Annotated in this window: 20 protein-coding genes; all 20 read left to right on the top strand. The window is 23.1% G+C overall.

All coding sequences use genetic code 4. From position 1 onward, the window contains the following. Nucleotides 1–6: 6 nt before the first annotated feature. Nucleotides 7–1,182: a methionine adenosyltransferase gene (gene metK, locus AACK89_RS01585; RefSeq protein ID WP_422397453.1), complete on the top strand. Its 1,176-nt coding sequence runs from the start codon at nt 7–9 to the stop codon at nt 1,180–1,182. 18 nt (nt 1,183–1,200) lie between these two features. Beyond that, nucleotides 1,201–1,869 carry a copper homeostasis protein CutC gene (locus AACK89_RS01580; protein WP_338978843.1) on the top strand — a complete coding sequence of 223 codons (669 nt, stop codon included), beginning with the start codon at nt 1,201–1,203 and terminating at the stop codon, nt 1,867–1,869. A gap of 979 nt (nt 1,870–2,848) precedes the next feature. Then, nucleotides 2,849–3,100 (top strand): hypothetical protein, encoded by a 252-nt coding sequence (locus AACK89_RS01575; RefSeq protein ID WP_338978842.1) that lies wholly within the window; start codon nt 2,849–2,851, stop codon nt 3,098–3,100. Nucleotides 3,101–3,102: 2 nt separating this feature from the next. Then, nucleotides 3,103–3,621 carry a hypothetical protein gene (locus AACK89_RS01570; protein WP_338978839.1) on the top strand — a complete coding sequence of 173 codons (519 nt, stop codon included), beginning with the start codon at nt 3,103–3,105 and terminating at the stop codon, nt 3,619–3,621. A 47-nt stretch (nt 3,622–3,668) separates the two neighbouring features. Continuing rightward, nucleotides 3,669–3,794, top strand: a complete 126-nt coding sequence (locus AACK89_RS01565; protein WP_338978837.1) for a hypothetical protein — start codon at nt 3,669–3,671, stop codon at nt 3,792–3,794. Then, nucleotides 3,794–4,258 (top strand): hypothetical protein, encoded by a 465-nt coding sequence (locus AACK89_RS01560; protein WP_338978835.1) that lies wholly within the window; start codon nt 3,794–3,796, stop codon nt 4,256–4,258. Before AACK89_RS01565 ends, AACK89_RS01560 begins: the two co-directional genes overlap by 1 nt. A 2-nt stretch (nt 4,259–4,260) precedes the next feature. Beyond that, nucleotides 4,261–4,554, top strand: a complete 294-nt coding sequence (locus AACK89_RS01555) for a hypothetical protein (RefSeq protein ID WP_338978833.1) — start codon at nt 4,261–4,263, stop codon at nt 4,552–4,554. A 3-nt stretch (nt 4,555–4,557) separates the two neighbouring features. Further along, nucleotides 4,558–4,719 (top strand): hypothetical protein, encoded by a 162-nt coding sequence (locus tag AACK89_RS01550; RefSeq protein ID WP_338978831.1) that lies wholly within the window; start codon nt 4,558–4,560, stop codon nt 4,717–4,719. Further along, a complete protein-coding gene (locus tag AACK89_RS01545; protein ID WP_174480108.1) occupies nt 4,719–4,955 on the top strand; it encodes a hypothetical protein in 237 nt (78 codons plus the stop codon). The genes AACK89_RS01550 and AACK89_RS01545 overlap by 1 nt, the downstream gene beginning before the upstream one ends. 11 nt (nt 4,956–4,966) lie before the next feature. Further along, nucleotides 4,967–5,791 carry a hypothetical protein gene (locus tag AACK89_RS01540; RefSeq protein WP_338978829.1) on the top strand — a complete coding sequence of 275 codons (825 nt, stop codon included), beginning with the start codon at nt 4,967–4,969 and terminating at the stop codon, nt 5,789–5,791. A gap of 16 nt (nt 5,792–5,807) precedes the next feature. Continuing rightward, the gene (locus AACK89_RS01535) at nt 5,808–5,966 is read left to right on the top strand and encodes a hypothetical protein (protein ID WP_174480221.1); all 159 of its coding nucleotides are present in this window, start codon (nt 5,808–5,810) and stop codon (nt 5,964–5,966) included. A gap of 35 nt (nt 5,967–6,001) precedes the next feature. After that, entirely contained in the window at nt 6,002–6,190 is a 189-nt protein-coding gene (locus AACK89_RS01530) for a hypothetical protein (RefSeq protein WP_174481134.1), read from the top strand. Nucleotide 6,191: 1 nt separating this feature from the next. Further along, nucleotides 6,192–6,377 (top strand): hypothetical protein, encoded by a 186-nt coding sequence (locus tag AACK89_RS01525; RefSeq protein WP_338978826.1) that lies wholly within the window; start codon nt 6,192–6,194, stop codon nt 6,375–6,377. 17 nt (nt 6,378–6,394) lie between these two features. Next, on the top strand, nt 6,395–6,769 hold the full coding sequence (locus AACK89_RS01520; RefSeq protein WP_338978797.1) for a hypothetical protein: 375 nt from the start codon (nt 6,395–6,397) through the stop codon (nt 6,767–6,769). A gap of 18 nt (nt 6,770–6,787) precedes the next feature. Beyond that, nucleotides 6,788–7,972, top strand: a complete 1,185-nt coding sequence (locus AACK89_RS01515; RefSeq protein WP_338978825.1) for a hypothetical protein — start codon at nt 6,788–6,790, stop codon at nt 7,970–7,972. Nucleotides 7,973–7,986: 14 nt separating this feature from the next. Further along, nucleotides 7,987–9,705, top strand: coding sequence for a hypothetical protein (locus tag AACK89_RS01510; RefSeq protein WP_338978822.1), 1,719 nt, complete (start codon nt 7,987–7,989; stop codon nt 9,703–9,705). A 3-nt stretch (nt 9,706–9,708) separates the two neighbouring features. Further along, entirely contained in the window at nt 9,709–11,787 is a 2,079-nt protein-coding gene (locus AACK89_RS01505) for a hypothetical protein (RefSeq protein WP_338978820.1), read from the top strand. A 4-nt stretch (nt 11,788–11,791) separates the two neighbouring features. Then, entirely contained in the window at nt 11,792–11,914 is a 123-nt protein-coding gene (locus AACK89_RS01500; protein ID WP_255495924.1) for a hypothetical protein, read from the top strand. Nucleotides 11,915–11,930: 16 nt separating this feature from the next. Beyond that, nucleotides 11,931–13,172: a hypothetical protein gene (locus tag AACK89_RS01495; protein ID WP_338978818.1), complete on the top strand. Its 1,242-nt coding sequence runs from the start codon at nt 11,931–11,933 to the stop codon at nt 13,170–13,172. Continuing rightward, the gene (locus tag AACK89_RS01490) at nt 13,123–14,244 is read left to right on the top strand and encodes a hypothetical protein (RefSeq protein ID WP_338978816.1); all 1,122 of its coding nucleotides are present in this window, start codon (nt 13,123–13,125) and stop codon (nt 14,242–14,244) included. The genes AACK89_RS01495 and AACK89_RS01490 overlap by 50 nt, the downstream gene beginning before the upstream one ends. Nucleotides 14,245–14,347: the final 103 nt, after the last annotated feature.

Genomic DNA, 14,347 nt, shown 5'->3' with positions numbered 1-14,347 from the left:
ATGAAATTAATACCTAATATTACCCATCCTCTTTTTACTAGTGAGTCTGTTGCTCCTGGTCATCCTGATAAGATTTGCGATCAAATTGCTGATGCAATTTTGGATGCTTTTTTAAAACAAGATCCACATGCCAAAGTAGCATGTGAGGTTTTTATTACTACAAATTTTGTTTTAATTGGTGGTGAAGTTCATAGTCACGCTCAAGTTGATTATCAAGCAATTGCGCGAAAAGTTATTACTGAAATTGGTTATATAAATGATGAAATTGGATTCAATGGCTTTACTTGTGAAATTAAAGTGTTAATTCATGAACAATCATCTGATATTTTACAAGGTGTTGAATTAAAAAATCATCAAATTGGTGCTGGTGATCAAGGAATAATGTTTGGTTATGCATGTCAGCAAACATCAGAATATATGCCATTAGCAATTGTTTTAGCACATGAATTAATTAAACGAGCTACAAAATTACGAAAGGAAAAAAAATTTAAGTATGCACTTCTTGATATGAAAGCGCAAGTTACTATTGATCAAGAAGACCCTAAAAATTTAAAAATACATACTATTTTAATGAGCATTCAACATCAAGCAAATTATGATGAAAAACAATTTAAAACATTTATTCATACAGAAATTATGCAATATATTGCTAATAAATATCATTTAAATCTTGATTTTAAATATTTAATTAATCCAACCGGTAAATTTGTAATTGGTGGACCTGCTGGTGATACTGGTTTAACAGGAAGAAAATTAATGGTTGATACTTATGGTGGAGCTGCTTGTCATGGTGGGGGAGCTTTTTCAGGAAAAGATCCCACTAAAGTTGATAGAACGGGTGCTTATTATGCTAGGTATATTGCTAAAAATATTGTTGCTGCTAACTTAGCAAAGATTTGTGAAGTACAATTAGCTTATGCAATTGGAACTCCTGAACCAATTGCAATATTTGTTAATACTCATCAAACTATTATTTCCGGTTTAACAGAGGCAAAATTAACAGAAATAATTTATCAAGTCTTTGATTGTTCTGCTAGTGCTATGATTGATAAATTAGAGTTATTGAAACAAAATTATCAACAATTATCAACTTATGGTCATTTTGGTAGAAATGATTTACAATTACCTTGAGAGAAATTAGATAAAGTTAGTTTATTGAAAACTTATTTACCAAAAAAATAAGATGGGGAGAAATATTTTATGTTTTTAGAAGTAATAGCTACATCTTTAAAAGATATAGAAAAAATTAATAATTCTTTAGCTGATCAAGTTGAACTTTGTACTGCTATGGAATTTGGTGGTTATACTCCAAGTTATGAATTGATTGCTGAAGCATGTAAAATTTCATTGAAACCAGTAATGGTTATGGTTAGAAATAATAATAATGGTTTTAATGTTACTGATAATGATTTTAAAATCTTTAAAAGAGATATTGAATTTATTAAAAAAACTCATGCATCAGGTATTGTTTGTGGTATTTTAACTAAAGATAATAATATTGATGTTGAAAGAATGAGTGAAATTATTAAATTAGCAAAGCCTTTAAAAATAACTTTTCATCGTGCTTTTGATGAAATTTTTAATAAAAAACAAGCTTTAGAACAATTAGTAAAATTAGGTGTTACTACAGTTTTAACTTCTGGTGGTCAAGATAATATTGTGAATAATATTAATAAATTTAAAGAATTAAAGAAATTAAATTTACCAATAAAAATTTTTGCTGGTGGTGGAGTTAATTTAGAAAATGTTAATGTTTTATTAAAAAACGGTATTAATGATATTCATGTTGGAAAATGTGTGCACGAAGATAATAATTTTAATAATCCTATTAATTATAAATTAATTAATAATATTAAAAATATTGCATAAATAATAAAAAGTTTTATAATAGATAAGTTTAAACATTTAATAAAGGTTACTGTTCTTTTAGTACAAAAAAACAGTAACCTTTATTGATGGTTTATTATTATAATTAGTTGCATTGATTTCATTTTTATTAGATTCTAAAGAACATTGTTTTGTTAAAATTTTTTCTACTTTTGTATTTTTTTGTTTTGGGCGGTTGTCAAAGTTACGAAATAATTAATTATCATATTAGTAACTTATTTCCAATATTACCATTTAAAAATGATGATAGACAAATTAAATTCTCTTTTACCCTTAAATTTATATTCGACGTATTTTAAAAAATATAGATTTTATAAGATAAAATAAAAATTATTCTCAAAGGAAAAAGACAAGAAATAATCTTGTCTTTTTTTGTAATTGTAAAATTTTAAAATTTTTAATAAACCTCTTTAACGCTATTATCAACACGTGTTAGGGAACTAAAAAAGTGAACTACAACACAGTTGTTAAAAATAGTAGCTAGAGCATGTGGACTTGCATGGATAAATAAAAAGTGGAGTGATACCTAATAAAATATACTAACCATTTAATGGTAATTCTTGGGGTGGGAGCGAATTGGAAACTAGTATATATAGACCTGTTGTAGGGACCTATTGTATTAATTCTATTCTTTATTTAACCAACCTTGCCACTCCCCAGTGAGCAAGTGTTGGTTTTATTTTTTTATTTTTTTTGGAAAATTTTTTGGGCGAGAAAATAAATTTCAAACTTGTAAAAAAAATTGAGCGGTGCCGGTTCAATTAAAATATTAATTTGTTTAACACAAATTAAATAAATATTGAATCGAATGCCTTAATGTTTTTTAAAATTTCACAATTTATTTTTGAGCCCAGAATTACTGGAATGAATAAAACGAATAGTAGTATTATTAATAACCTAAAAAATCAAAATATATGTTATTTATGCTAGAAGCAACAGAACATATTAGGAAAGGATTATTATGGCAATAGAAATTCTTGATTATGAATCACTAAGAAAGATTGATAAAAAAATTAAAAAAAGAAGAAAAAGATGTGTTGAATGTAATGAATTATATGAAGATGACAAAATCCAAATGCTTTATCGCTTTAAAACAGAATTAGAAGCAGAACAACATGATATTAGAAAATTTGAAGATGATTATGATATTGATGAACATTTGGATTATACAAAACCATTTGGATATGTTTGTGATTGATGTAGAAGTGATTAATTATGCAAATAGAATTTAAAAAAGAACAAATTGTAAAAGATAGACCACAATCTATTCTTATTGATTATGGTGAATATAAATTACAATGTCCAAAATGAATGGTTAAAAATAATAGTTTTATTGCTGATGATAAATATACATATTGAGTTTTTAATTTAGAAAATATTAAAAGAGAATTAAGTGGTAATGAATTAATAAAATTATTAGAGCCATATATTAAAGACCAAAAAATAACTGTTAATAAACCAACTGCTCCAAAAGAATATTATCTTAATGATATAAAACTTGAACCATTAACATTTTATGAACAGCATAATAGTTGATTTATGGGTGAAATAACTGATAACAAAACTAAAATTACTAATCCTTGTTTTAAATATAACATTACGTGAGAAGAGAACAGAAAAGGTTTTAAAATAAATAATCCATATAAACATGATGATTTACCAACTAATTATATAGTTACTTCCTATAAAGAAATTTCAACTCATAATGAAAAAGTATTTTTGTTGAACATGTAAACAAAATGACTGTATTTTAAATATTAGGTTAAGTAGGAGGTATAAATATGAATAAAGAAAAATTAATTACTGAATTAAGAAATAGTATATATCTTGGGAAAATAGATACATGTTATTCTGGAAATCTAAATAAAATAATTATAAAAATTAAAAATGGTGAATTTGATTGATAATGCAATATGAATTAATTATTGGTATTGACCCAGCAGGAATAGGTAGTAATGGAATGGTTATATATTCAAGTGAAACTAATAATATTGTTTTTAATGAAACATTTAATACATTAACTGTTTTATGAACTAAAAATATGTATAAAGAAAAAATGCAATTAATTAAAGAAAAATTTATTGATAAAAAAATATTAGTTATTGTAGAAAATTTCTTTTTAAGTTCAAAACAATTATTAACTAATCCATTAGCAACACCTAAAATTATTGGTGCATTAATGGTATTAGTACAAGATGTTTTCAACTGAGATTATCTAGAAAACCACCCAAAAAATAAAAATAAAATAACAAATTATAAAGGAAATATAAAATTAACAAAACATGAACAAGATGCTTATAAGCATATTCAATATTATTTAAAAAATCATAAAAAAATATTAATTTTTGATAATTATTTAAGGAAATTATAAAAATGAAAGATAAAGAAAATTATGTCAAATTAAAAGTAAAACTGAGTAACACTATTGAAGCAAAATATTACGAAAAAGGTAATAAGGAATTATATTATAGTGTTCGTGGTCAATGAAATGGATTAAATTATGTTACTTTAATTTTTAATAAACCAAAACTTTATAACCGATGTATTTTATTAAACAAAAACGATGAAATTATTGTAACTGGTCAAATCTTTAACACTTTAAACATTCCTAAAAATCGTGCATTTTGTTCAATCAATGTTAAATGATTTAAAAAATGAAAAGAGTAAAAAATGATATTATGAAAAATTTTATTAATAGCACCAATATTAATAACAAGTATAACACTAATAATATTTTTAATTTATATAATTAAAGATTTAAAAAATGAATATAAAATATTGAAAATATTAAGTGAAATTTCTAATCAAATTAAAAATAAGGAGAATAATTAATGATAATATTACCTACTTTGTTTGAAAATAAAGATGAAATTGAAATATTATCACCATTTCCCAAAGCAATTCATACAAGTAATGATATTAGAGCAATTATTTTAAGACAATACCCAAATGTTAAATCAAAACACATAATTGTTTCTGACCCAGAAAGTAATGTTGCATTAATAGTTGGTGATAATGATGTTTATCAAGGTTGAATTAAAGTAACAATTAAAAAATTAGAAAATTAAAGGAGATTAAAATGCCAAATATAGAAAATCAATCAAATTATACTTTAACTAAATTAATTAGAACTGGTATAAGTCCAATTTGTGCAATGATTGGTACAAGTGCTTATTATGGTCAAGTGATTGCAAATCCAGTATTAGGTTCAATTAATAGTTTATTATTTGGTAAAAAATTAGGTTTAGATATTTGAAATTTAAATCAAAGACCAAATACTAAAACTAAATTAATTAATAGTAGTAAAAAAATCTTATTAGGTTTAGGAACAATTGGTTTAGCAAATTATAGTAAATGAACAGAGAATAATATTACTCCAATTATTCCAACAACACCAATTCCAATAACTACTACAACTACAACAGAAGGTCCTCCATGATTAATATTAGATAAACAAGAAAATCAGTCATTAATGGATTGAGATACTTATATTTCATTAAATGCTTATGGTATTTCAAATCTTATTAGTGGATTAACTGAGTTAATACCTAATAAATTTGAAGCAATAAGAAAAATTTGTAATATGGCAACTGGTGGATGTTTGATTAGTAGTGGTGTAGCAATGGGTATTAATAACGATTTTAATAATGCTTATGCAGTACCTACCATAATTGCTGGTGCTTCTGAAATTATTCATAATTTACTACCTATGGAAACTATAAATCATATTGAAGAAATGCAAGAAACACCATTTAATAATGAAACTGCAAGATTAATTAATGATAATAGATTTTCAATTAATAGTGAGACAACTAGTCAATATGGTAGTGATAATATGAGCGAAGTACCATTAAATCAGGATAATGCTTCATTAAATTGAGATTATAATCACATGAGTTTATAAAGGAGGTGAGTAATTTATGAATAAAGAAAAATTAATTGAATATTATAATCACGAAATAAAAACACATAAAGAAAGGATGGAACAATTAAATAAAGAAATTTCTTTATTAGTAACTATTATAAGTAATTCACAATCAATGATTGAAAGAATTAATGGTGGGCAATTTGATGAATAATTAAAAAAATTAAAAATTGAAAGGAAAATATTCAAATGAAAGAATTTTTACATGAATTAATAATTATTGGAACAAGTGTTGGAACATTAATTTGCAGAGAAATTATTGTTTTATTAAAAAGATTTATCACAACTCCAAAACATGTTAGAGCAAATAACAAAATTATAAAACATCAAAAAAAATTAGCAAAATTAAACGAAAAAATTAATAAAGGAGAAAAATAATATGACAAAAATTGAATTTAATGAAAAATATAGAAAACAAGATATCAGTATTGATAGAGATTTTGATTTACAAATTGATAATTGTTTTAAATTTTCTGATATTGATACATTAGAAAACGCAGTTAATGATTATAAAAAATTAATAAGTGAAATGCCACAATTAGTTAAAGATTGATTATTGGGATAAGATTAGGAGAATGTTAAATGTTAGAAAATGAAAATAATGTTCAACAAACAACTGAACCTTTAAATGAAAATAATGCTCAACAAGAAATAGAAAATAAAGTTAATGAAGCAGAAAATAAGTTAAATAAACTTAATCAAGAAATTAAAGAAAAAGAAATGATTAATATATTTAAAAAATATCAAGTTAAAACTGAATTTTATGATTATTTAAAATTTAAAACAAATAATATAGAAAATTCAAAAATTGAAGAAACTATTAAAAAAATGATTAAAGAACAACCAATATTTAAACAAACAATTAATACAGGTGGCAATAAACAAATAATTATTAATAATAAAACAAATGATAAAGAAAATTTTTTAATTAATTATAAAAAGAAAAATTATTTATAAACGAAAGGAAGAAATAAAATGTCAGTACCATTTAATCAAAATTTAGACAATACAGAGAGATTAGTAGAAGCACCAGAATTTATAGAGTTTTTTAAAATTTCAAATAGTCCATGGGCAAACTTTTTTCCTACTGAAATTGTTGACTCAGTAAATATTGAATTTATTGTTAAAAAACCAAAAAAACCGGAAGTAAAAATTATTGCTTGGGATGATAAAAGTAAAAGATATGAATTACCATATGTTGATACAGATAAAATTAGTAAAAAAATAACTAAAAAATATCTTGCAGGAGAAATTATTGCAGATGTAGATTTAAAAGCAAATAATGGACAAAATTTATTAGATAGTATGCAATATGAAGTTGCAAATGATTTAGCAGATAAATTAGCAATTGATGATACACAAGCAATTGCAAAATTTGCTACTAAAATCGATATTGAAGATACAACACCAGTAGGCTATTTAAAATCAATGTTATCTGCTTGAAATACTTTGTTTCAATTTAGAAACATTGCAAATAGTAAATTTTTTATTACTAATGGTCTTTATGATAGTTTAGTTTATTTAGCAGATAATAAAGGTTTAATTACCGATAATCAGTTGGCACAACAATTACGTTTAAATGGAAATAATTTATATGTAAAAGGCGTATTATGTGAAATCGTTCTTGATGACTATATGATTTTTACTAATGATAAAAATGAACAACAATTAATGACCTTTGTTTTAGCAACACCAAGAGCGATGAAAAGATACATGATAGAAAATACAGTTATTTATGTAGATTTTATTAAAGATGATAAAGCAGGAAGAGCATATAAAGTTGCTGGTGAAGTTGTTGGAGAAGCAATACCATATATTTCTAATAATGAAACAACATCACGTTGAATGTTATGTGGAGTTATTAAAACAGAAAAAACTGATTTAAAAACTAAAATTACAAGTTTAACAACTGATATTACTGCAAATGTTAATAACAATAATAGTGAATTAAATACACAAATAAAAAGTACTAATGAACTTAAATCATTAAATCCAAATTTAACAAATCCAACTATTAAATATTTTAGTGATGCACAAGGAAAAACTAATGTAAGTAATCAAAAACAAAAAGCAGGTGACTTATATATAACTATTAGTGCAAATGTTAATGACTTAAATTATAAAGGTTCAACAAATCCAATTAAAATAACTCTTAAATAAAGGAAATTAATATCATGCCAATTGGTACAACTAGTACAGCAATACTTTTAAACATAAATAAACCAAAACATACTAGAACAAGTAACCAACAAGAAAATAAAAGTTTTTGATGAGAAATTTTAGAAATGATTGGTGTACAAGTTATAGCAGTAGCACTTGCTCCTTTTACTGGTGGATTAAGTGAAAGTGTAGCCCTTGGATTAGGTGCAAGTGATTTAGTTGCTAGTATTAGTGCTGTTGGTGTAGAGTTTTTAACTGATTTTACTATTAATCAAGTTTATGATTATTTAAAAGGAAATGTAACAAAATTAAATACTTTCTTTAATATACTTCCTGCATTTGCTGGACTTAATAAAATTAGTCGTGGTTATCGTACAAGTAAATTTATTAAACTAGCACAAAAAACTAAAACATTAGAACAAGTGGGAATTAAAGAAGCAAAAAATTTACAAGAAATTATTAGTCAAGTAAGTGGAAAAGAAATTTTAACAGATAAAATTATTGGTAATAAACGTTATTTAATGAATTATAGTTTTACTCCTAATCGTGAAACAGTATTACGAGATTTAGGTTATGTTGCTGAAAGACAATATAAAAATAATTTTCAAAAACTAGAAACAGAAAAATTAATGGAACACTTATTATTACAAAATACATTAATAAAACTAAGTCCACAATTAACTCCTAAATTTAAAATTAAAGATATTGAAAAAGCAAATAACTTTTTAAAAAAATTTAATACTGATTTAAAAAAAGTATTATCTATGAATCAGCATGATTGATTAAATTTAGTTCATACAATACATACAGAAAATAGATATGGAAAAACTTTAATTTTAGATTTACAAAAAATTCGTGCTAATTCTATTAAATTTAATTTTAAAAATAATATTATTCATCAACTTGTTTTAAAAGCAAATCAAACTTTTAAATATTTTGATATTAGATTTTATTTAAAAAAAGGTTTAAATAAATTTTGAAAAGATACACCATATTTTGAAAAAATAAGAGAAAGTATATATAAATTACAAGAAAAATTTGAAAAGTTAGAAAAACAAGCATTTGAAAAAATTAATAAATTAAAAGAAAAAGCAACTGATTTATTTACTAGTGCAGAAAAAAGAGCAATTAAACATGCACAATTAATTCCATTAAATTCACCAGTATTTATGGGTTGTAAAATTCAACCTTTGTCATTAGATAAATGTGCAATTACTATTTATCATCGTAATCCTAAATATAAACCAATTACAGTTGTTGATAGTATTCTTAAAGCAAAAACTTTTGTTACTCAAATACATCCATTTCATTGATATCGTTGATATAGTGGTTGATACATTGGTTATGGTGTTAATCGTAATAAATGATTAAAAGCAATAGCATTTGCTCCACCAGTGGTGCAACAAGTAATTAGAGATAGTTTTAAAGTATATAGAGAAATATTTAGAACTATTAAAACTTATCATAAAGTAGTAAATGTTATTAATAATCCTATTGAAAATATTAACAAATCATTTAAAAATGTTGGTTTAAAATTTTCAGTAAATACTTTATTTGGTACAGGATTATTACATCATTTAGAAAAATTTGCATATAGTCAAGTTATAGCAAAAAGTAAGAAAAAATTAAAAAAAGGTAAAAATAAAATACAAAAAGAAATTGAGCATATAACACATAAAAAAACAAAAAAACATACTCATCATTATAAACAAGCATTTTTTAAGGAATGATAAATTATGATTAATAAACTTTGAACTGATGTCAGTCTTGAAAATTATAATAACTGATATCCATTAACTGGAAAAATTACAGAAACGCCACAGCAATACATACAAACATGACCTAATGTTAATGATTGATTTAAAACGTTTGCTATTCGCGCGCAAAATGATATTAATGCTTATCTTGATTTTATTTTATCTAAATTTCCTTTTGATAGTTTTAAAGATGAATTAATTAAAGAAACATTAAGAGATATGGTTTATGTTATGGTTGAACATTGAGTATTTAATCGTACACCAATTGAATTTAATGTTGATGCAACTATTCAATTTAATAATGGTAGTCAATTTAGTGCAAATAGTACTCCTACAATTAATGTTTGAGATTTAGCACCTAGTAGAATGAAAATATGAGCAAGATTAACAGAATTAAAACAAGTATTTTCAAGTTATAATGATGATGAAATAGATGTTGAAAAAATTGACTTAAAAGCATTTTATACTAGAAATCAAGTTGATGAATTAATAAAAGAACAAAAAGAATTTACATTATTAAAACAAATGAAATTATATGATGATTTAGTTGATGATAATGAAAATGAAATATATAGAGGTCCTGTTAGTAAATTTATTAATAAAGGTTATGTTGCAACAGATTATGATAAAGAAACTGAAACAATGATTTTAGATTGACCTGATGAAATTGGTACATTACCACCCGAAGCATTACAAAATAATCCACAAGTTGGTGATTATACACATGCTGCAACTTGTGATTTTTCTGCTAAACAGCAAAAAAGAATTACTACAAATGAAAATGAAATTACCAAATTAAATAATGAATTAATTAAAGCAAATGAAAATATTAATGATGTTAAAAATAATTGATTTAATATTGAAACTAGTCCTTTATGAAAAAAAGTTGAAAATAATAATATAGAAATATTTAAATGATATTTTATTAAAATCAGTTATCAATATTTAACAGAAAATAACTTTATGAAATTTTATAAAGTAATTAAAATTTATTTAAATAATGTTTTTAATGAATTTGAATTGTTAGATGTTGATTCCATGACGTATAGTGAACAAATCCAAAATAAAAATATTTTAAATATTGGAACTATTTACTATAACAATAGAAATAAAACATTTAGTGGTGGCGGTAGTTCTTATCCTGAACGTGGAAAAATTGATTTAATTGGTGATATAGAAGAAATATATCAATATCAAGGAACTGGGACACCAACTGAATTTATAGCAGAAGAAGGTACTGAACGTGATTATTATACAAAAATAGAAACTAATAATTTATTAGATAAAAAACAAGATAAATTAATTGCTGGTGAAAATATTAAGATTGATGAAAATAATAAAATTAGTGCTACTGGTGGTAAAGTAGATTTATCAGATTATTATAAAAAAGAAGAAGTAGATAAAAAATTAGAAGATACAAAAGCACAATTTCCGATTGCATTTCAAATAAATGCTCTAAGTCGAGAAATTCCTAATTTAGAAACTACTAATAAAACAGTTGTTGGTGCTATTAATGAATTAAAAGAAAAAATAAAAGACAAAAAATTTTCAAATGATTATTTTAAATATAATACTGAAACAAATGAAATTTTACTAAATGATGAAGAAAATTCATTACTTTGTAAGGAATTATTAGAAAATAATGAATATAAAATATTAAAAACTCAAAATAAAAAATTATTACAAGCAATTAATGAAATATTAGAAAAACAACCACAACCAAGTCCAAGTCGTTCAAATTGAAAAGAAGTAGGAGAAGTTATAACAGATAAAAATAATAATAATCAAAATTTTATAAAATATATATTTAAAGATAAAACACATTATAGAATATATATAAGTTATGGTGATTATACAAGTAAAGAAAATAATAAAAATTATAGTTGACAAATAATTAATTTTTATTATCAATTAGATACAAGCGTTGTAAAAAGTAGTTTATGAATAGCAAATAATAACAATAACCAACAAACTGAAATTAATATTTATAACAATAGAATAATGTGGGGTATGGGTAGAGATTATACTTTTAAAAAATTAGAAGAATTACAGGAATAATATTATGTTTTTTAAAATTATAAAAATTATTTTAGGTTTAATTGGAGTAATTTTATCATCAGCAACAGCAGGTTTAATTATATTTATCATTGTAAAAATCATATTAAAAATTAATCAAATATTTTAGAAAGGTGGTGAATATTATGTTAGGTAGATTTTTTAGAAAAGATAAAAGTAATATTAGTGATAATCAAAATGAAAAAGTAAAATTTTTAACTAATAAAAATAAAAGTACTCATGCTTCAATTTTAAATTATTTTGGTTTTAATGATTTTAATCATGAAACTTATTTCACTGATTTTCTAGCAGAAAATAATGCTAATTTATATAATGCTCCATTAGACATTAATAATGAAACTATTAAACAATATTTAATTAAACAAGAGTTTTATAGAAAAAATTGAAATTCTATTTTTAAATTAAGTAAATTAGGAATTAGTGGTTATTTAATTTTTATTGCTAATGATGACTTATATTTTCAAGTAGTAGATATACAACAAAGAGTTTATGATATTACTGGTAAATTAATTCAATGTACTATTTTTTATGATAGTTATCAACAAAATGCGCAAATGGTAAGATTATTTGAAATTTATACATTAAATAATGAACAAGTAACTATTAATCGTGCAATTTATAGTATTAATGATAATAAAAAACAATTTCCATTATCTTTTAAAGAATATATTAATAATCCAAATTTAGAACAAGAACAAACATTAAATATTAATTATATTCCAATAGCAATTATGCGAAATAAAGCAAATGAGCTAGCAGATTGTAATAAAGTAATGGATAAAATTAAAGCATTAGATGTTATTTATGAACAAATTGTTTTAGATACTATTTTAAACTTACCTAAATTTATTTTTAATCAAACTTATGGTAATGTTCAATCAACATTAGAAGAAGCAGTAAGAACATTAGTTACTAAAAACTACATATTTAAAAGTGGTGGAGATAATAATGAACAAAACGAAAATATCAATATGACAAATAGTAATTTTAAAGGTAAAAATTTAACTGATATATACGATTGAAATGTTAATGAAATATTTAAACGTTGTGGTATTCATATACCAAGTCAAAAGAAATCAGCACAACAATCAGTCCCCGAAAGTACAGCAGTTAATATTTCAACTATTAACTATATTGAACAAAAATTATGACAATTTAATATTGATATTCTTAAATTTATTCAAATATTAGTAAGTTTAGATAAAGATTTATTAAATAGTAAAACATTTAATATTAATGATGAACAAGAAATTAATAATTTAACAGTTAAATTAAAATTATTTAATCCCGAAAATAACCAATTAATAGGAGAGAACAATGGAAAACAACAACAAACCACAAACGAAGTTTCCACAGAAACAAACTAAACTTAATCAAGCAGAATTAGAAAATGATTATTTAATTGATAATATTCCTTATGATTTTACTAATATGATGAGTGCTACTAGTGACCCAGATATTAATAGAGCATACGATGAATTTAAAAAAAGAACTATATATATTTATGAAATTGAACGTTTATTTAAAAATAATGAAAATAATAGTTTAAGATTTTCAGCAAATACTATTAAAATAGGTTTTATTGATATTGATAAGATATTAAAAACTATTGCTGTTGAAACATCTGACTTTACTATGCAATTAAATCAAAGAGCAAGTACTAATATTAATGATAATACAATTGAATATAGTATGACTGATATTAAGAATTTAATTTTTCAAGAAATAAATTTATTAAATCAATTTAAGTTATATGCTGTATCTATTAATGAACCATTAACTGAAAATAATATTGATAATTTATATATTATTAATAATTATTCACAACCTTATCAAAATCCAAAAACAAGAAGTACTAAAAGTATTACTATAATTAAAATTAAAGATTTTAAAACAAGAGATGGTTATCCAATAATTATTAAATTACAAAAACCATTAGATAAAGATACAAAAGTAATTGGTTTAAAAATTAAAGCCCCTAGAAGCATGATTTTTGGCAATATAAAGGTACTTGGTGAAGTTGACAATATGGAAGTATACCCAAAGTTATTTGTCAAAGATAAGATAGCATTTCCGCTATTATCAATGCCTATTGAAACTCAACCAAAAGTTAGAATATTACAACAATGATTTAGTGAACAAATATTACCATGAAATTTAGCAAAACAATTTATTGGACAAGAAAAATCAGTTTTAGACTTAATTAAAATTAGTACTGGTACTATAACAAGAAAAGAAGTTATTAATAATGCAAGAGTAACTGATACTTGATTAGGTTGAGAAATGGGTGCTGTTTGAGATGGTAATTGACCATTAAAAAAAGAAATACATTTAGAAGATAAAAAAGTTTTATCTTTTAGTAATGAAGGATGATATGTTTATCTTGCAACTAATAATAGATTTAAAAGGGGAGATTGTCAAAAATCCGGAATAAATTAATTCATATATAGTCTTATTATATTTCAGACAAGAAATAATTTGGATTTTTATGAAATTGTACTTAAATAATATAATTTTTTTAAATTTATTGCAACTAAAATAC

Source organism: Spiroplasma endosymbiont of Panzeria rudis (assembly GCF_964019705.1).
Taxonomy (GTDB): domain Bacteria; phylum Bacillota_I; class Bacilli_A; order Mycoplasmatales; family VBWQ01; genus Spiroplasma_E; species Spiroplasma_E ixodetis_A.
Note: the sequence above shows the minus strand (reverse complement) of the source record. Positions and strands in the feature narration are given on the sequence as shown.